Annotated in this window: 21 protein-coding genes; 13 read left to right on the forward strand and 8 right to left on the reverse strand. The window is 63.5% G+C overall.

Annotation, left to right across the window (positions count from 1 at the left end; genetic code table 11):
* Positions 1–20 precede the first annotated feature (20 nt).
* Positions 21–587, forward strand: coding sequence for a TlpA disulfide reductase family protein (locus ACFORG_RS04815; protein ID WP_386734253.1), 567 nt, complete (start codon positions 21–23; stop codon positions 585–587).
* A 30-nt stretch (positions 588–617) separates the two neighbouring features.
* On the opposite strand, the gene ACFORG_RS04820 is transcribed toward ACFORG_RS04815, so the two are convergent.
* Positions 618–1967, reverse strand: coding sequence for a PepSY-associated TM helix domain-containing protein (locus ACFORG_RS04820; RefSeq protein ID WP_386734254.1), 1350 nt, complete (start codon positions 1965–1967; stop codon positions 618–620).
* Positions 1968–2068: 101 nt separating this feature from the next.
* Positions 2069–2434: a hypothetical protein gene (locus ACFORG_RS04825; RefSeq protein WP_386734255.1), complete on the reverse strand. Its 366-nt coding sequence runs from the start codon at positions 2432–2434 to the stop codon at positions 2069–2071.
* Between the two features lie 181 nt (positions 2435–2615).
* On the opposite strand from ACFORG_RS04825, the gene ACFORG_RS04830 reads away from it, so the two are divergent.
* From ACFORG_RS04830 to ACFORG_RS04850, 5 genes are all read left to right on the forward strand, one after another.
* Positions 2616–4016 carry a selenium-binding protein SBP56-related protein gene (locus ACFORG_RS04830; RefSeq protein ID WP_386734256.1) on the forward strand — a complete coding sequence of 467 codons (1401 nt, stop codon included), beginning with the start codon at positions 2616–2618 and terminating at the stop codon, positions 4014–4016.
* 14 nt (positions 4017–4030) lie between these two features.
* Positions 4031–4690 (forward strand): hypothetical protein, encoded by a 660-nt coding sequence (locus ACFORG_RS04835; protein WP_386734257.1) that lies wholly within the window; start codon positions 4031–4033, stop codon positions 4688–4690.
* 62 nt (positions 4691–4752) lie between these two features.
* Positions 4753–5139: a hypothetical protein gene (locus ACFORG_RS04840; protein ID WP_386734258.1), complete on the forward strand. Its 387-nt coding sequence runs from the start codon at positions 4753–4755 to the stop codon at positions 5137–5139.
* Positions 5136–6101: a sterol desaturase family protein gene (locus ACFORG_RS04845; protein ID WP_386734259.1), complete on the forward strand. Its 966-nt coding sequence runs from the start codon at positions 5136–5138 to the stop codon at positions 6099–6101. Before ACFORG_RS04840 ends, ACFORG_RS04845 begins: the two co-directional genes overlap by 4 nt.
* A 91-nt stretch (positions 6102–6192) precedes the next feature.
* Positions 6193–6591 carry a DUF2306 domain-containing protein gene (locus ACFORG_RS04850; protein WP_386734260.1) on the forward strand — a complete coding sequence of 133 codons (399 nt, stop codon included), beginning with the start codon at positions 6193–6195 and terminating at the stop codon, positions 6589–6591.
* Positions 6592–6606: 15 nt separating this feature from the next.
* On the opposite strand, the gene ACFORG_RS04855 is transcribed toward ACFORG_RS04850, so the two are convergent.
* On the reverse strand, positions 6607–7203 hold the full coding sequence (locus ACFORG_RS04855) for a hypothetical protein (RefSeq protein WP_386734261.1): 597 nt from the start codon (positions 7201–7203) through the stop codon (positions 6607–6609).
* Between the two features lie 271 nt (positions 7204–7474).
* On the opposite strand from ACFORG_RS04855, the gene ACFORG_RS04860 reads away from it, so the two are divergent.
* The 6 genes from ACFORG_RS04860 to ACFORG_RS04885 all read left to right on the forward strand — a co-directional run bounded on the left by ACFORG_RS04860 (position 7475) and on the right by ACFORG_RS04885 (position 13270).
* Positions 7475–8308 carry an EAL domain-containing protein gene (locus tag ACFORG_RS04860; protein WP_386734262.1) on the forward strand — a complete coding sequence of 278 codons (834 nt, stop codon included), beginning with the start codon at positions 7475–7477 and terminating at the stop codon, positions 8306–8308.
* Positions 8309–8443: 135 nt separating this feature from the next.
* Positions 8444–9619, forward strand: coding sequence for an acetyl-CoA C-acetyltransferase (locus ACFORG_RS04865; protein ID WP_386734263.1), 1176 nt, complete (start codon positions 8444–8446; stop codon positions 9617–9619).
* Positions 9620–9627: 8 nt separating this feature from the next.
* Positions 9628–10251, forward strand: coding sequence for a hypothetical protein (locus ACFORG_RS04870; protein ID WP_386734264.1), 624 nt, complete (start codon positions 9628–9630; stop codon positions 10249–10251).
* Entirely contained in the window at positions 10248–11081 is an 834-nt protein-coding gene (locus ACFORG_RS04875; RefSeq protein WP_386734265.1) for a patatin-like phospholipase family protein, read from the forward strand. Before ACFORG_RS04870 ends, ACFORG_RS04875 begins: the two co-directional genes overlap by 4 nt.
* A gap of 67 nt (positions 11082–11148) precedes the next feature.
* On the forward strand, positions 11149–11871 hold the full coding sequence (gene phbB / locus ACFORG_RS04880; protein WP_386734266.1) for an acetoacetyl-CoA reductase: 723 nt from the start codon (positions 11149–11151) through the stop codon (positions 11869–11871).
* A 451-nt stretch (positions 11872–12322) separates the two neighbouring features.
* Positions 12323–13270 (forward strand): transcriptional regulator GcvA, encoded by a 948-nt coding sequence (locus ACFORG_RS04885; RefSeq protein WP_386734267.1) that lies wholly within the window; start codon positions 12323–12325, stop codon positions 13268–13270.
* A 111-nt stretch (positions 13271–13381) separates the two neighbouring features.
* Here ACFORG_RS04885 and ACFORG_RS04890 read toward each other — a convergent pair whose 3' ends face one another.
* The 3 genes from ACFORG_RS04890 to ACFORG_RS04900 form a co-directional block, all read right to left on the reverse strand.
* A complete protein-coding gene (locus ACFORG_RS04890; protein ID WP_386734268.1) occupies positions 13382–13546 on the reverse strand; it encodes a YdcH family protein in 165 nt (54 codons plus the stop codon).
* An 89-nt stretch (positions 13547–13635) separates the two neighbouring features.
* Positions 13636–14427 (reverse strand): tRNA1(Val) (adenine(37)-N6)-methyltransferase, encoded by a 792-nt coding sequence (locus tag ACFORG_RS04895; protein ID WP_386734269.1) that lies wholly within the window; start codon positions 14425–14427, stop codon positions 13636–13638.
* Complete coding sequence (locus tag ACFORG_RS04900; RefSeq protein WP_386734270.1) at positions 14424–14636, reverse strand: putative signal transducing protein; 213 nt, start codon at positions 14634–14636, stop codon at positions 14424–14426. The genes ACFORG_RS04895 and ACFORG_RS04900 overlap by 4 nt, the downstream gene beginning before the upstream one ends.
* Before the next feature lie 58 nt (positions 14637–14694).
* Here ACFORG_RS04900 and ACFORG_RS04905 point away from each other — a divergent pair, with 58 nt between their 5' ends.
* On the forward strand, positions 14695–15693 hold the full coding sequence (locus tag ACFORG_RS04905; protein ID WP_386734271.1) for a polyprenyl synthetase family protein: 999 nt from the start codon (positions 14695–14697) through the stop codon (positions 15691–15693).
* On the opposite strand, the gene ACFORG_RS04910 is transcribed toward ACFORG_RS04905, so the two are convergent.
* Positions 15690–16523, reverse strand: a complete 834-nt coding sequence (locus ACFORG_RS04910) for a 4-(cytidine 5'-diphospho)-2-C-methyl-D-erythritol kinase (protein ID WP_386734720.1) — start codon at positions 16521–16523, stop codon at positions 15690–15692. The genes ACFORG_RS04905 and ACFORG_RS04910 overlap by 4 nt on opposite strands.
* On the reverse strand, positions 16516–18204 hold the full coding sequence (locus ACFORG_RS04915; protein WP_386734721.1) for a tetratricopeptide repeat protein: 1689 nt from the start codon (positions 18202–18204) through the stop codon (positions 16516–16518). Before ACFORG_RS04915 ends, ACFORG_RS04910 begins: the two co-directional genes overlap by 8 nt.
* Positions 18205–18329: the final 125 nt, after the last annotated feature.

Genomic DNA, 18329 nt, shown 5'->3' on the forward strand with positions numbered 1-18329 from the left:
GACAACCCTTTGGAGGGGACATGAAGAAACTGTTGCTCGCACTCGTCTATACTGCCCTCGCGGCCGGTGCAAACGCGGGCGAGGTCGACCGCGCCGCGCTCGAGGCGATGCGCGAAGGGAGCATGAAGAAACTCGTGATCCTTCCCGATCCGCTCGCCGTCTCGGACGCGCCGTTCCAGATCGAGGATGACGGCGGCGAGGCGCGGCTGTCCGATTACGCGGGCAAATACGTGCTGGTGAATTTCTGGGCGACATGGTGCGCGCCCTGCCGCAAGGAGATGCCGATGCTCGCCGCCCTGCAGGACGAGTTCGGGGGCGAGAAATTCGAGGTGCTGACCATCGCGACCGGTCGCAACTCTCCCACCGGCATCGCCAAGTTCTTTGACGAGATCGAGGTGTCAAACCTCCCCCGCCACCAGGACCCGGGCATGAAGCTCGCCCGCGAGATGCGCGTTCTGGGTCTGCCGGTCACGGTGATCCTCAACCCCGAGGGGCAAGAGATCGCGCGCATGCTCGGCGACGCCGACTGGGATTCCGAAAGCGCACGATCGATTATCGCCGCACTGGTCACGGGCGAAACTGGTTAGGGTGCCCGGACGGTCCGGGCACCCACCGCGTCAGGCCAGCCGCCTGCGGCGCCCGACCGCCCAAACCGCCAGTTCGATTGCGGCAAGGGCCAACATCGACAGCCCCACCAGTGGAAAGAAGACCCCAGCAGCGACGGCCATGAGCAATAGCGTGCGCGGAATGCGCCAATCGGCCGGAACCTGCGGCACGCCCACTCCGCCGGAGGGTCGGCGTTTCCACCACATCACGGCGGCGGCCACCGACAGGATCACCATCGCCACGCAGGCCAGCAACAGAACGATCTGGTTCACCAGCCCCCACTCCTGACCCATGTGCACGCTGATGCCCCATTCCGCCCAGCGCCCTAGCGTTCCAAGATCGGCGAAGCCCGCGTCGTACAGCACTTCGCCGCTATACTGGTCCAGGTGGATCACCCGCTCGTCGCTGATATCCGCGGGATAGACCGACGCGGTAAAGACACCGTCAGGCCCTTTCGGCATCGACAGCGCATAGCCCGGCACGATGCCCAGCGCCTCGACGCGCGCGACGACGGCGTCAAGCGTCTGCGGCACGCCTTCGGCGGCGGCCGACACCGGGACCGGCTGCTTTTCCATGATCCAGGGCGCGCGGTCGACCGCATCGGCCAGCGGCCGGGTCGACACCGGCGCACCGGACCAGTAGCCATCCGGCATCCCCAGGCCCAGCGCATAGGAATAGTCGTAGAACTTGCCGCCCCAGACCGCCGACCACGGCAGGCCGGTCATCGCGAGAAAGACAATGAAACCGCCGGTATAGATCCCCGTCACCGCGTGCAGGTCGCGCCACCAAGGCCGCCCGCGCGTTGCCTTGATACGCACGGTCCCGACCTTTCGGCCTCGCGGCATCCACAGGTAGATCCCGGTGCCCACCAGCAGCACCATCCAGCCTGCCGCGGCCTCGATCATCCGGTTGCCCAGCCAGCCCACGTAGTCCAGCGAATGCAGCTTGCGCACCACGTACATCGCGGGGCTTCCCGCCGCGCCGCCATCCCAGAGACTGCCCAGCACGACCCCGGTATAGGGATCGACGAAAACGGTATCCTTCAGCCCATCGGGGCCAAGGATATCGACCTCGGCACTGCGATCGGCAGCACGGGCCGGCGTATAGGCCTTGATCTCACCCGGATGCGCGGTCAGCGCCGCCGAGGCGATCTGCGACGGGGCGAGCACCTCGTCGCCCGGTGTGACGAACCGCAGATGTGCATGCGTCGCATCGTTGATCTCGTCCTTGAAAAGATAGATGCCGCCGGTCACGGCAAGGATCAGCATGAATGGCAGGACAAGAAGCCCCGCGATGAAGTGCCAGCGCCACACGGCGCGATAGAGCGCGGCGCCTGCCGCTACTTTGGTCTGTTCGGTCATGAAACCATTCCTGAAGGGCCCGCCATCCCGGCAGGCAAGAAAGAAAAGACACCGCGCGACATCGTCGCGCCCTGCCACGAACGGGGGACGGCCGAACGCCGTCAGCCGGTCACGGGTGGCGCCCTCGGGGAATGGTTGATGTTCCGGGCTTGCGCCGCCCGGTGCAGGTGCGGCGCCAGCCGCCAGCCGTCATGCGCGACAAGCCGCAGTTGCACCGGATGATGGGCGGGCATCTCGGCGCGCGCCAGCGCGTGGCAGAACGGGCAGTGATGCTCGGAACCCACCCTGTCGCCGCACAAATCGGCCTCGCTACCGCCGCTCGCCAGTGAAAACGCCGCGAAAGCGACGGCCTCCCGGTCCGGCGCCATCATCGCGGCCGAGCCTGCGCCCGAAAGAGCGACAAGCGCCACCAGCAGGAGCGCGGCAACAGAGGCGATACGGGCTTTCATCTCGGGCCGATGTGCCATGCACACGCGCCGGGGAAAAGTCCAAAAAACACTTCGCGCATCGCGGGAGTGACAACACGTGACCGGTCGGCGCGCATAACATTTCCCTGCTGCGACGATTCGTGGCAGGCTCACCCCGGGCGCATGACCGATGGCCGGGGCGAACCCGGCACGACGCCTGAATTAACGGGAGGAGCCGAAAATGAATTTGAGACCTGATCCGACATTCCACGCCACGCCCAAGCTCGCGATGGAGGCACCGGCCGAAACACTGGCCTTCACGCTCATGCTCAGTCCGGACGCGTCGCAGCCCGACGGGCTGGCCGTTGTCGATGTCGATCCCAAATCCGACAGCTATGGCAAGATCGTCCACCAGGTCATCATGCCCAACAAGGGCGACGAGTTTCACCATTTCGGCTGGAACGCCTGTTCCTCGTCGCTGTCGCCGCTCTCCGGGCATGCCTTCCTCGAACGGCGCTACCTCATCATTCCCGGCATCCGCTCGTCACGCATTTACGTGGTCGACGTGAAAGAACCGCTCAAGGCCAAGATCCACAAGATCATCGAACCCGAAGAAGTCTTTGCCAAGACCGGCTATTCCCGCCCGCACACCATCCATTGCGGCCCCGAGGGCATCTATGTCTCGACGCTCGGCGGCGGCGGCGAGGACGGCACCGACGGCCCTCCGGGCATCTTCATCATGGATTGCGAAACCTTCGAGATCCTCGGCCGCTATGAGATGGACCGCGGCAGGCAGGACAAGCACTATGACTTCTGGTGGAACCTGCCGCGTGACTACATGGTCAGCTCGGAATGGGCGCTGCCGCCACAGTTCGAAAACGGCATCGTGGCCGAGGATCTGCTGTCAAACAAGTATGGCCATTCGATCCATTTCTGGAACCTGCGCGAGCGGCGCAACGTCCAGACCATCGACCTTGGCGAAAACCACCAGATGGCACTGGAAATCCGTCCCGCGCATGACCCGGCCAAAGATCACGGCTTTGTCGGCGTCGTGGTGGATACCACCAACCTGCAAGGCGCGATCTTCACCTGGTGGCGCAAGGATGACGGCACGTTCGAGGCCAAGAAGACCATCACCATCGATCCGCAACCGGCCGATGCCGACGACCTGCCCGACCTGCTCAAGGGCTTTGGCGCGGTGCCGCCGCTGGTCACCGATATCGATCTCAGCCTCGATGACCGCTTCCTCTATGTCTCGTGCTGGGGCACGGGCGAGATGCATCAATACGACGTTTCCGACCCGATGAACCCCAAGCTTGTCGGCAAGGTCGAAATCGGCGGCATCGTCAAGAAGACCCCGCACCCCAATGGCAAGACCTTTGGCTATGGCCCGCAGATGGTCGAAATCAGCCGCGACGGCAAACGCGTCTACTGGACCAACTCGCTCTATTCGACATGGGACGACCAGTTCTATCCCGGCGACCGGGGCGCGGCGATGGTCATGGCGGTTGCCGGCGAGAATGGCGGGCTGACCCTGTCCGAAGATTTCTGGGTCGAGTTCCCCGAAGGCTATCGCAGTCACCAGATCCGCCTCGAAGGCGGCGACTGTTCGACCGACAGCTTCTGCTACCCCTCCGTCTGACCCACGTCTGATTGGTGGAGGGACTGGAAACGGCGACGGCCCTGTGGTGGGCCGTCGTCGCCTCGGGCGTCTATCACGGGATCAACCCGGGCATGGGCTGGCCGCTTGCGGTCTCGGCTGCGCTGATGGATCGGCAGCGCGGCAGCCTGTACCGTGCGTTCGGCGCGCTGGCGGCAGGCCACCTTCTGGCGATGGCGGCCGTGCTTTTCCCGTTCTCCGCCCTGCTGTTTCTCGCCGAATGGCAGCGCGAGATCCAGATCGCCGCCGCGCTGCTGGTGATCGGCTTCGGGCTCTACCTCGTGGTCAACCGCCGCCATCCCCGCATCCTCGCCCGCATTCCGCCGACACGGCTGGCGCTGTGGTCCTTTCTCGCCGCCATGGCGCATGGCGCGGGGTTGATGCTGGTGCCCATCTATCTCGGCATCTGCCGCACCATCGACAGCGATGCGGGCCACGCCGCCGCCGCCGACCTGATGGCCTCGAACGCGGCCGTGGCGGCCGCGGTTGCGGTGGTGCACACGCTTGCCATGACGCTTTCGGGCGGTGCCATCGCGCTCGGGGTCTATCACTGGCTCGGCCTGCGCTTCCTGTCCAAGGGCTGGTTCAACCTCGACCTCGCATGGGCGCTCAGCCTTATTCTGGTCGGCGCGATCTCCCTCGCAACGCTGCACTGACGCCACGCCGCCTTTGACAAGCCCCTCCCCCTCGCGCAGCATTCCGCCGAGGGAGGATCGACGTGCCGCTGGAACTGCTGCTTTTGCTGGTGATCGGAGGGATTGCGGCCATCGCCGCGCTTCTGCACCTGTCCGGTCGCTCTGCGCGCCGCCACCTGCTGGTGGACGATATCGAAACCGAATGGCTGCGCCACTTTCCCGATGACATCGTGATCGACCACACGCTTTCGCGCGACGGCCATGCCGCCCTCGTGCGGACCGAGGCCGGGCCGGGCCTGCTCTGGGCTTTCGGTGCCGACACCGTCGCCCAGCGCCTGCGCGATTACGACCTGACCGATCACAAGCGCGGCTACCGCGTCGATTTCCACGACTTCGCAACGCCCCACGTGATCCTGCATCTCGACGATTTCGAACGACCCCGCTGGCGCAACCTGTTGGAGCGGTCATGACCGACCAGATCACCTATCCGGATGTCGTGCAATTCGCGGTGCCGTTCTTCATCGCCGCCATCCTCGCCGAAATGCTGTGGATCGGTCTCACCGGGCGCGGTGGCCGGTACGAGACGCGCGACGCCGTCACCTCGCTCGTGATGGGGGCCGGCAACGTCGCCTCGGGGCTGCTGCTGGGCTTCATCGCCTACGGCTTTTTCATGTGGCTCTGGGCGCTGACCCCGTTCGACCTGGACACATCGCTCTGGGCTGTGCTGCTGTGCTTCGTGCTCGACGACCTGCGGTACTACTGGGTGCATCGCTTCGGCCATCGCATCCGGTGGGTCTGGGCCAGCCATGTCAATCACCACTCCAGCCAGCACTACAACCTGACCACCGCGCTGCGGCAGACATGGACCTATACGTTCACCTTCATGATGGTCGTGCGTGCGCCGCTGATCCTTATGGGCTTCCACCCCGCGCTGGTGCTGTTCTGCGGCGGGCTCAACCTCATCTACCAGTTCTGGATCCATACCGAGGCCATCGGCAAGATGCCCCGCTGGGTCGAGGCGGTGATGAACACGCCCAGCCATCACCGCGCCCATCATGGCCGCAACGCCCGCTATCTCGACTGCAACTATGCCGGCGTCTTCATCATCTGGGACAAGATGTTCGGAACCTTCGTGCCGGAACAGGAAAACGACCGGGTCGATTACGGGCTGGTGCACAACCTCGGCAGCTTCAACCCGCTGCGCGTGGCCTTTCACGAATGGGTCGGCATCTGGCAGGACGTGACGCAGCCGGGCTTGACCCTACGCCAGCGTCTCGCCTATGCCTTCGCCCCGCCGGGATACAGCCATGACGGCTCGCGACAGACATCCGAGCAGATCAAGGCCGCACATCTCGCCCGCCACCCCGAAGATGCGGGCAGCCCCGGCTTCGAGGATCGCACAACCACCGCCGCGCCCGTGGTCGCCGAGTGATCCCGCACGGCTGAACAGGCACCGCGACACTGGAACGTCACGCTTCTTTCCGTCACCATGCAACGCGAACCCACTTCGGTTAGGGCACGGCATGAACTGGCAAGCGCTCTGGAATGACGGCTGGATCATCTCGGCCCACGCGCTCAGCGCGCTGGCGGCCATCACCATCGGTGCGGTTCAACTGGCGGCCCCCAAGGGCACAACGGCGCATCGCGCTCTGGGTGCCTTGTGGGTCGCCGCCATCACCCTCACCGCGATCTCCAGCTTCTGGATCCACGAATTCCGGCTGATCGGCCCCTTCTCGCCGATTCACCTGCTGTCGATCCTCGTACTCGTCACGCTCGTCTATTCGATCCGCGCCGTTCGCCGCGGCAACATCACGGCGCATCGCGCCTCGATGATCCAGCTCTACCTACTGGCACTTGTTCTCACCGGTGCCTTCACCCTGCTCCCCGGCAGGACAATGAACGCTGTTCTTTTCGGCGGTTGAGGCCCGATCAATGGGTCAGAGCGAGTCGCGCGCCAGCGACCCGATGGACAACGCCGCGAAATAAAGCGCAAAGGCCAGCGCGGTCTGGAACGCCATGCCGTAAAGTGGCCACGACCGGGCAAGCCCCACGCCGCTGGCAGCTACGACAGCAACGCCAATCGCCGTCGACAGCAGGAACAGGCCCCAAAGCCCCGCGATCGGTGCCAGCTCTGCCCGCTGCGCCTGCAAAACCGCCGCCAGCATCGCCGCGACGAAAAACAGGGCTGTTGCGGGCGAGATGATGTCTCGCTCGCCGATACCGAAGACCTGCAACCCCGCAATGCTGCGCAGGCCGGCTTGCTGCAACAGGAACAAGGCGGCGACCAGCGCCCCGGCAAACAGGATAAGCGCCATCGACAGGCCGGTGCGTCCGCGCGTCGATGCGATTCCCGACAGGCCCAACAACAACAGGCCAAGCGCCGTTGCCGGCACCATCGCCGGATAGGCCGCGCCCAGACGAACGATTCCCTCGACATGAAGAATCCAGCCGACTACCAGCGCTCCGGCGGCAAGCCCGGTCAGCGCCACGTAGAGGATGAACTCGACCTGTTCGAACGAATCGTCGCGCGTCATGTCTGTCTCCCTGAAACGGGCAGGCTTGGTCCGCCTGCGCCGCCCTTGTGCATTTGACCGGCCACCCGCGAAACCCGTGCAGGCACGGCCGAAGCGTTCTCCCTGATCAAATGGTAGGGCGACAGCTTGCCGCGGGCGAGTCAAATCTTGCGTCACACGCATGACGGCGGTGTCACGTCCCGAATTCGGCTCAAATTGACAGGTTAATCCCCTCTTCACGCTTTTGGCGAAATCTGGCGCGAACCGCCCGACGCGCCAGAAGGATTGCCCGATGAACCGCAAGAAACGTGCCGAGATTCCCGCCGGGGCCGAGAATCCGCTCAACGCCGCCGTTGCGGGGCGCGACCGGTCCACGCTGGCCATGGTGACCGAGGCGATCAAGCACAAGCAGTGCATGCTGGCCTTTCAGCCGGTCATGCAGGCGCAGCCCCCGCATGGCGTCGCCTTCTACGAGGCGTTGATCCGCGTCATGGACGAAACCGGCCGCGTCATTCCCGCACGCGATTTCATGCCGGTGGTCGAGGATACCGAACTGGGCCGCGATCTCGACGCCGTCGCGCTGGAAATCGGGCTCAGGACCTTGGTGCGTAATCCCGATATCCGCCTGTCGGTCAACATGTCCGCCCGTTCGATCGGCTACCAGCGCTGGATGCGAACGCTGGGTCGCTTCCTTGACAAGGACCCCACGCTTGGCGAACGCCTCATCCTCGAAATAACCGAGGGTTCGGCAATGATGTTGCCGGAACTCGTGATCGACTTCATGGACCGGCTCCAGCCCAAGGGCATCTGCTTTGCGCTCGACGACTACGGATCGTCGACCTTCAGCTTTCGCCATTTCCGTGACTTCCTGTTCGACGCCACCAAGATCGACGGCCAGTTCGTCCGCGGCGTGGCCGGCAACCGGGACAACCAGGCGCTGACCCGCGCCCTCGTCTCCGTCGCCAGGGAATTCGACATGCTGATCACCGCCGAATCGGTCGAGACGGTCGAAGATGCCGAGTTTCTTGTTTCCATCGGGGTCGACTGTCTGCAGGGCTACCTGTTCGGCGCGCCGACCGTGTCGCCGCCATGGAAAGACCAGGGCAAGGAGCGCGCCCGCGCCTAGTGCAACCTTCCGCAAGGTCAATGCCTGAGACAAGCTGTCTGTTGCTGCACTTGCGCACGTCGCTTATGTCACGCTCTATAGGCCCGGGGCGCGGACCTTCTTCCCGCCCGGCCCTGATGGTAGAGGAAGGAACAGATGACCAACGTAGTAATCGCATCGGCCGCGCGCACCGGCGTCGGCAGCTTTGGCGGATCCTTCGCCAACACCCCCGCCCATGACCTCGGCGCCGCCGTGCTCGAAGCGGTCGTGGAACGTGCCGGCATCGACAAGTCCGAGGTCTCCGAGACCATCCTCGGCCAGGTCCTGACCGCGGCGCAGGGCCAGAACCCCGCCCGCCAGGCACATGTCAACGCCGGCCTGCCGATCGAAAGCGCCGCATGGGGCATCAACCAGGTCTGCGGATCGGGCCTGCGCGCCGTGGCGCTCGCCGCCCAGCACATCCAGCTTGGCGATGCCTCCATCGTCGCTGCAGGCGGCCAGGAAAACATGTCCATGTCCGCGCATGCCCAGAACCTCCGCCAGGGACAAAAGATGGGCGACATGCAGTTCATCGACACGATGATCAAGGACGGCCTGTGGGACGCGTTCAACGGCTACCACATGGGCCAGACGGCCGAGAACGTGGCCGAGAAATGGCAGATCTCCCGCGACCAGCAGGACGAATTCGCCGTGGCCAGCCAGAACAAGGCCGAAGCCGCCCAGAAAGACGGCCGCTTCGCCGACGAGATCGTGCCCTTCACCATCAAGACCCGCAAGGGCGACATCGTGATGGACAAGGACGAGTACATCCGCCACGGCGCCAGCATCGAGGCGATGCAGAAACTGCGCCCCGCCTTCACCAAGGACGGCTCGGTCACCGCGGCCAACGCCAGCGGCATCAATGACGGCGCCGCCGCCGCGCTGCTGATGACCGCCGAAGAGGCCGAGAAGCGCGGCATCGAACCGCTCGCGCGTATCGTGTCCTACGCCACCGCCGGTCTCGACCCTGCGATCATGGGTGTCGGTCCGATCCACGCCTCACGCAAGGCGCTGGAAAAAGCCGGGTGGAAGCCCGAGGATCTCGACCTTGTCGAAGCGAACGAAGCCTTCGCGGCACAGGCCTGCGCCGTGAACAAGGACATGGGCTGGGATCCCGCCATCGTGAACGTGAACGGCGGCGCCATCGCAATCGGCCACCCGATCGGCGCCTCCGGCGCGCGCATCCTCAACACCCTGCTCTTCGAGATGAAGCGCCGCGACGCCAAGAAAGGCCTCGCCACGCTCTGCATCGGCGGCGGCATGGGCGTCGCCATGTGCCTCGAACGTCCCTGACCCAACTCATGACCGAACAATTTAATTCGGTCTGGACATTCATTCTCAGCGCCCTTGGTTGGGCGCTGGGGTTACTGATATCAGTTTGGGACTTTCTCGACAACTTTGCCGTTGGCTTGCTGTCCGGCGTCGCTGCTGCAGCCTTTTTCTTGGCACTACAAAGAAGGTTTTTTCGCCCCAAGCTTAGCATCCACCCAGTCGCTTGCTATTTTCCATTCGGCGAGCAGCTTACGGCTCTAGAAATCAAAATACTAAATGATGGCTGGCGGGAGATCATCGACTTAAAGTGCCACTTACACGTTGTTTTCCCAGGCAAAGTCACAGAGACGAAGTCGTACTGGACTAAGAAACTGGAACTCAAAACAAGTGAAATTTTTCTCTTAAGAACACGGAAAGACAGGGGCGAGCACGGATCATTTTTTCGCCTTCAGACCTTAGCCAACCAAGACAACCAAAAAGAAATTGATCGGCTTATGCGTCAAAAGCGTTCAAGGCTCCGACTGCAGATTTTGGCACGCGATCCAGTTACGCAGGTAGAAGCAGTCATTGAGCGAAGTTTTAAGTATCCTGAAGATTTCTTCCAGGGGCGGCATCATGGGTCGCGTGAAAAGAAAATGGAACCTCTAAGGTGACCAATATCGCTCAAGACCCCGAACAGATCGTCTTTTCCGGCGGCGGATTGCGCTGTTTCTGGCAGGGTGGCTTCATGACCCGGCTGGCGAAAGAGCGGCGTTTTGCGCCCGCCCGCGTCACCGGCGTCAGCGGCGGGGCGCTGGCTGCCGTGGCCTGGATCTCGGGGAACGAACGCAGGCTTCTCGATACGATGTGCGCCGCTTTCGAAGAGCGCGACCACAATCTCGACCTTTTTGCCGCCGATGACGCGGGAATCACCCCGCACCAGCACCTCTATTGCAAGGTCGTGGCGCAGGTTGTGGACGATGCCGCCGCGCGCAAAGTGGCCGAGGGACCAGCGCTGCAGATCCTCATCGCCCATCCGCCCGACAGCCCCGCGCCGCGCCTGACCGGCACCGCGCTCGCCGCCAGTTACGAGGCAGAGTTGCACATCGTCGGCTCCCCGCATTTCAACTGGGCGGAAAAGCTTGGCCTGACCGCACATCTGGTCGACGCGAACAAGGCCGCGCGCGACGGTCGTCTCGTCGACCTCGTCTCGGCTGCTGCCGTCATCCCGCCAGTGTTCGAGCCCCCGTTATGGGAAGGCAAACCCGTGGTCGATGGCGGCATGGCCGACCAGGCGCCGATGCCCGAACCGGACAGGGGGCAGACGATGGTGCTTCTGACCCGGCGCTACGCCCGCCTGCCCGAGGTGGCGGACCGCACATATCTTTGGCCCAGCGAGGAGACACCGGCAGACAAGATCGATTTCACCGACCCACAGAAACTGCGCGACACATGGGCCTTGGGAGAGCGCGACGCAGCGACCTTCCTCGACGACTTCGCGTAATAATCTTGCGAACCAAACCCTTTAGCTAGTAACAAACTTACCAAGACATGCCAGAACGGAGGACATCATGGCAAAAGTAGCACTCGTGACCGGCGGCAGCCGGGGCATCGGCGAAGCAATTTCCAAAGCGTTGAAAGCCGAAGGCTACGAGGTCGCCGCGACCTATGCCGGGAATGACGAAAAGGCCGCCGCCTTTACCGAGGCGACCGGCATCAAGACCTACAAGTGGAACGTGGGCGATTACGCCGCCTCCAAGGATGGCATCGCCAAGGTCGAGGCCGATCTCGGCCCGATCGACGTGGTCGTCGCCAATGCAGGCATCACCCGCGACGCGCCCTTCCACAAGATGAGCCCCGAACAGTGGCAAGAGGTGATCGACACCAACCTCACCGGTGTGTTCAACACCGTTCACCCCGTCTGGCCCGGCATGCGCGAGCGTGGCTTTGGCCGGATCATCGTGATCTCGTCGATCAACGGCCAAAAGGGCCAGTTCGGTCAGGTGAACTATGCCGCGACCAAGGCGGGCGACCTGGGGATCGTGAAATCGCTGGCGCAAGAGGGCGCGGCCAAGGGCATCACGGCCAACGCGATCTGCCCCGGCTACATCGCGACCGAGATGGTGATGGCGGTTCCCGAGAAGGTGCGCGAATCGATCATCAAGGGCATCCCCGCCGGCCGCCTCGGAGAGCCCGAGGAAATCGCGCGCTGCGTTGTTTTCCTCGCGTCCGAGGATTCGCAGTTCATCAACGGCTCGACCATCTCGGCCAATGGCGGCCAGTTCTTCGTCTAAGCCATCCCGCAACTGACAAGGGCCGTCCGATCCGGGCGGCCCTTTTCGTTTGTGTCGAGGGGGTCAGGGCCCGGATTCAGGGGGTACCGCCTTGTACAAAACGGTCAATCGGTCCTCTGTACCCTGTACAAAACGGTCAATTTGCGATCTCGGGCAAGTACAAAGTTTCGGGGCCGATCCCGTCGGACCGGCCCCGTCTCATCCCGTAAGAACGCGCGCGCTGCGCTCAGCGGGAACCGAAAAGCCACTCCCACGCTTGACGAACGACGTCCGCGCGCGCCTCATGCGCACGGCGAAAAGCGGTCTGGGTCTTGGGCGTTGCACTCATCTCGGTCATGGCGGCCTCCTGGCTTCGCTTCAGATCAACTTGACTTGACCTGAACTTGGACTGCCGTGCATAGCTTTACAAACGAGAGTTTTGCGTTCTTCAGTTAAGGAAATTTTACCCGGCATGTCCGATCGCCTTCCGCCCCTGACCGCCCTGCGGGCCTTCGAGGCTGCCGCGCGGCATCTGTCTTTTGCCAAGGCCGCCGATGAGCTTGGGGTCACCCCCGCCGCCCTGTCGTTCCAGATCAAATCCCTCGAAGAGCATCTGGGCCAACAGGTCTTTCACCGCCACAACCGCGCCGTCACCCTGACCGAGGCAGGCCGCGCACTTTCGCCTGGAGTCACAAATGGATTCAATGAGTTACAGTCGGCATGGGTGACTGCAAAACGGCTTGGGGACAATACGACCCTGACGGTAACCGCGGGTCCCGCGCTGACCGCGAAATGGCTCGCTCCGCGCCTTTACGAGTTCGCCCGCGCACACCCCGAGATCGACCTTCGGTTTTCGGCAACCCTGCGCACAATGGACCTGGAACGCGACGAAGTCGATGTCGCCATCCGCTTCGGCTATGGTCAGGATGACGGGCTGTACTCGGTTCCCGTTCGCGAAGAATGGCTGACACCGGTCATGACACCGGCCCTTGCCGAAGAGTATTCGACGCCGGAAAGCCTGATCAAAGCCCCGCTGATCCACGACGATTCCCTCGATTTCCTGAGACCACGCTGCGATTGGCCGGCGTGGTTTCGCGCGGTGGGAATCGCGCATCGGCCCGAACACGGGACACATTTTTCCAACGCGGATCACGCGATCGATGCCGCCGTGGCCGGGATGGGCGTGGCGCTTGGCAGACGTGCGATGATCATCGGTGACCTGCTCGAAGGACGGCTTGTCGCCCCGTTCAAAACAGCGATTCAGACCGCCGCCCGGTTCCGGTTTCTTTGTCTGAAAGGGGCCGAAACGCGCCCGCAGATTGCCGCCTTTCGTGACTGGTTTCTCGCTGAAACGGCAAAGACTGCGCATATCTCGGACGCGTTCGAGATCATTCCGGTCGAGTCGCTGCCCCCGGAGTGAGGCGTCGATTCCTGCGCTTGAGATGGTGATTTCGGCAATGTGTTGGCCGGGCATTCCGTCGCGGTCCCGGTAAGGCGGCGCGACCGATGCCGCGCTCGCCCGCTTGCGCGCTCAGTTCGACAGACGCGCAATTTCTTCCTTGAGTTTCAATTTCTTCTTCTTGAGCTTGGCGATCTGTAGATCGTCGATACTGGGGGAACGCTGGGCTTCTTCGACCTGGATACTGAGGGTTGCGTGCTTCTTCTTCAGTTCGGTCAGATGCGCGCTCAGGCTCATGGCATTCCTCCTTGTCAGGTTTGTAACACTCCAAGTTGACCATATCCAAAGCGACCTGTCACGCCGAAGACGCATCGAATACCCGCATTTCACCTATGTGCTGGCCGACCGCTTTCAGGCCAGGGCAAGGCAGCACCGTCGCGCAGGACCGCCCTGATCGCGGGGCGATAGTGCTCTGCGTCGCGCTCGTGGCGATCGCCTTCGTGCAATATCAGCGGCGCATGCAGGCGAAAGGGCGTCTTCCCTCCCTTTCTCGCACGCAGGATCACGAGCTCAGCCGAACGCGAGGGGCGCGCGGAGAGGGGCAGAACCTCCACCGCGCCCAGACGCGCATCAATGGCCGACAGCATGTCGGGCAGACGATCCGCCTTCTGGATCATGTGCAGATGCCCGCCGTGAACAAGACGCCGCGCGGCGACATCGACCCAGTCGGCAAGTGGCGTCTCTTCGCGCAGGGCGGTCCGTCGGCCCGGATCATGAGAGGGGCTGTGCGCGTCCGCCCGGTAATATGGCGGGTTCGCAATGACGTGATGGACCTGCAATTGCCGGAACTCGGCCGGCGGGGCCGAAAGATCACCCTCGATCACCTGACCGTCCACCCCGTTTTCGAGCATGTTGCGACAGGCCAGATCGGCATAGGCCGGTTGCAGCTCCAGCCCGACGAGGGAAAGGCCCGGAACCCTTGCCCCAAGCGCAAGAAACGCCGCCCCGGCGCCACATCCAAGCTCCAGCACAGCTTGGCCCGTGCGGGCCGGGACACTTGCGGCCAACAGCACGGGATCCACTCCGGCACGGTACCCCCGCCGAGGTTGCCATAACTGCAGGCGTCCGCCGAGAAAAGCATCAAGGCTCAACTCCTCGACATCGAAGGCGGGCTTCATCGCAGAGGGATCTGGTTGTCGCGCATGACCCTGAGCGCCGCGTCGTGATCGTCGTCGCGCACCATCAGGCGCCGCGGAAAGATGCCGATCCCGCCTTCGAGGATGCTCATATTTACGTCCATTTCAAAGCAGTCTATATCCTCGCCTTCGAGAAGGGCTGACGCGAAGGCGATTATTGTCGGATCGGTGCTGCGTAATAGCTCTTTCATGGGGATGGATGTAAGGGCAAGCCGGGGCCGGAGTCGAGCCTTGTACCGCGAGGGTTTCATGGACGGAAACACGATCACCAAACCGCACGACCGCATGGCCACGGCGCTTGCCCCGAGGATGGACGCGGTCAACACACTGATCCGCAGGCGGATGGCCTCGGAACACGCCCCGCGCATACCCGAGGTGACCGCGCATCTTGTCGAAGCAGGAGGAAAGCGCCTGCGACCGATGCTGACGCTCGCCGCTGCCTCCATCTTCGGCTACGAGGGCGAGGATGACGTCCGGCTGGCCGCGACGGTCGAGTTCATTCATACCGCGACGCTGCTGCATGATGACGTGGTCGACGAAAGCGCACAAAGGCGTGGCCGCCCCACGGCCAACCTTCTGTGGGACAATAAAAGCTCGGTCCTGGTGGGCGACTACCTGTTCGCACGCAGTTTCCAGCTGATGGTCGAAACCGGCTCGCTGCGCGTTCTCGACATCCTGTGCAACGCGTCGGCAACGATTGCCGAGGGCGAGGTGCTGCAAATGACCGCAGCAACCGATCTGGGCACGGACGAGGCGGTCTACTTGCAGGTGGTGCGTGGCAAGACCGCAGCGCTATTCGCCGCGGCGACCGAGGTTGGCGGTGTCATTTCCGGCGCTGACGAAAAACAGGTCGAGGCGCTGCGGAACTATGGCGATGCGCTGGGTATTGCGTTCCAGATCGTGGATGACCTGTTGGATTATCAAGGCGACAGCGCGGCCACGGGCAAGAACGTTGGCGACGATTTCCGCGAGCGGAAACTGACCCTGCCCGTGATCAAAGCGGTTGCCCAGGCCACGCCCGAAGAACGCGCCTTTTGGGAGCGGACGATCGAGAAAGGCCGACAGGAAGAGGGCGACCTCGACCACGCGCTGCAACTGATGGAAAAGTACGGCACGCTTGATGCGACCCGCGCGGATGCGCTGGAATGGGCTTCCCGGGCAAAGAAAGCGCTTGAACTCGTGCCGGCGCACGAGGTGCGCGACATGTTGCACGACCTGGCCGATTACGTGGTCGCGCGGCTGAACTAAAGAAGGCGCCCGGCGCGGCACCACCATTCGGGATGCGCCCGGCTGAGCTTGTCGCACGCGGTTTCGGCGGCACCGCTGCCGTCAGGGAACAGGGCGAAGCAGGTTGCGCCCGACCCCGACATGCGGGCGATCAGCGGGGCCATCAGGTCAAGCTCGGTCAGAACCTCGCCGATCTCGGGCCGTAGGTTGCAGGCGGGCACCTGAAGGTCGTTGCGCTGCGTATGCAGCCATTCCGCCAGAGCCGTCTCGTCAGCCCATGCCGGAAGGTCGTCGGGCATGGCGTCGTTGTCGGCCCTGTCCAGCACGCGGAACACGGCGGGTGTTTCGACCTGAACACCGGGGTTCACCAGCACGATTTCTGTCGGGGGAAGGACCAACGGGTCTGAGAGCCGCTCACCCACGCCCTGCATGCGTCGCGGGCGCGGATCAAGGCAGACAGGAAGGTCAGCGCCCAGAGAGGCAGTCTCTGATGCGCTGGGCAGATCCACGGTCCAAAGTTCGGACAGCAAACGTATTGCCGCTGCCGCGTCGGACGATCCACCACCGATACCAGAGGCCGCAGGCAGGTGCTTTTCCAACTCCAACACAGCGCCACGCAATCCGCCAAGCCATTCTGCCGCCCGCCAGACAAGGTTGCTGCTGTCCTCCGGGACACCTGCGGCCATTGGGCCCGACACGGACAGCGAGAGTTTATCTGCCACGCGCGCCGACACGGTATCGCCGATGCTGGCAAAGGCGACCAGCGAGTCGAGCAGGTGATAGCCATCCGGCCGCCGGCCGGTCACATGAAGCGTCAGGTTGATCTTGGCGGGAGCAAATCCCTTACTGATCATTCGCGACCTGGATCGGCTCGGCCCCTTCCTGCGCGAGAACCTCGTCCAGCCCGACTTCGAGCTTGGCCCGGATGCGCTCGGGGTTGGCCTCGGCATTCTCGTCTTCGGGGTCGACGAAGGACAGCGCGCGGCTCCATTGGAATTCAGCTTCGCGCATACGGCCGACCGCCCAGTACACATCGCCAAGATGGTCGTTGACGACCGGATCGACGGGCATCAGCTCGACGGCGCGTTCCATGTGCGTCACGGCCTCTTCGTAGCGGCCAAGACGGAACAGGACCCAGCCAAGGCTGTCAATGATGTAACCGCTATCCGGCCGTGCGGCAGCCGCGCGTTCGATCATGTCCAAAGCCTCTTCCAGCTTGGTCTTGCGCTCGACCAGGGAATAGCCGAGGTAATTGAGAACCTGCGGCTGCTCGGGATTGAGCTCAAGCGCGCGGCGGAAATCGGCCTCGGCCTGATCCCATTGCTTCAGCCTTTCATGGCTGATGCCGCGAGCATAGTGGACGAACCATTCGCGGTTATCGCCTTCTTCGAGGAACTCCAGCGCCTTGTCATAAGCCTTGATGGCGGCGTCATACTCTTCCTGCTGGCGCTGCAAATCGCCCAACGAGCTGTGGACCAGCGGCAGCGTGGGATAATCCATGGCGAGCGATTCCAGCACCTCGATGGCTGCGTCGGGCTTGCCTGCGCGACGCAAGGCTTCGGCGCGCCCCATCTCGGCGGCGTGGTGGTCTGCACTGTCCTGCGGAACCTTGCGGTACGTGGCTACCGACAGGTCGAACTGCCCCATGTCCTCGAGCAATTCCGCGCTGAGCAAGATCGCGTCGATATGGTCGGGGCGGAGGTAACCCGCCGCGCGCGCATAGATGAGGACGAAATCATCCGCCGCTTCGTCGTTGAGCGCCGCACCGATGGTAAAGAACACTTCGGCCAGGCCATCCTGCGGCGTCCGCACGTGGCTGAAGGATAAAGTCTCGCCGCTGGCAAGCCGGTCCGCGACTGCAGTCAGGCCCGGGTCAAAGCTGGCCCCGAAGACATCGGCCAGCATTTCGAGCGCCTCGTCGTTTCGGTCAAGCTGCGACAGCACCTCGGCCCGCGCCATGGCGGCGCGGCGCGACAGGGTGGTCACGGCCCCCTCGTTCGCGGCAAAGATCGCCTCGGCACCTTCGTAATCCCCGACAGAGGCCAGCGCGAGCGCCTTGTGGTAAAGGGCAAAGTTGCGCACGCCATTGGTATCGCCCACGCGGTCGAACTGGGCCAGCGCCTGCCCGACAGATCCGGCCGCAAGATGCGCCCACCCCGCAAGCAACCCATCAGCCAGCTTGCCAATGCCCTGCGTGTCGGGGTCGCGGTCCAGATAGCCCGCGTAATCCTCGTTCGCCAACATGCTGGACTGAACCACCATATGGGCAACCTGGCTGCGCAGACCGCTTTCTTCCATCTGCAGTGCGACAGGCAGGGCACGGTCTATCTCGCCCATCGCAAGCCGGGACAGAACGACGCTTTCCATCAGCGTGGGATTCGAGGGGTCGCGTGCAAGCGCGCGCGTGTAGAACTCGGCCGCCTTTGCGAAATCGCTCCGGGCGATTGCCTGGCGCCCGGCCAGATACGACCCGGCATTGTTCTCGGCCGTGGCCGGAAACGGAACAAAAAACGAAGCGGAAAGCACGGCCATAGCCGCGCGTTTGAAGATGCCCTTCACCAGAACCTGCCCCTCTCTCGATTTATCGCCAGCGAGGCTAGGGGAACGGGTTGCGCGAGGCAATGGCAGGCCGGGTTATTGCGGTCCTCATTGCTGAT

The organism is Lutimaribacter marinistellae (genome assembly GCF_042648365.1).
Classification (GTDB): Bacteria; Pseudomonadota; Alphaproteobacteria; order Rhodobacterales; family Rhodobacteraceae; genus Lutimaribacter_A; species Lutimaribacter_A marinistellae.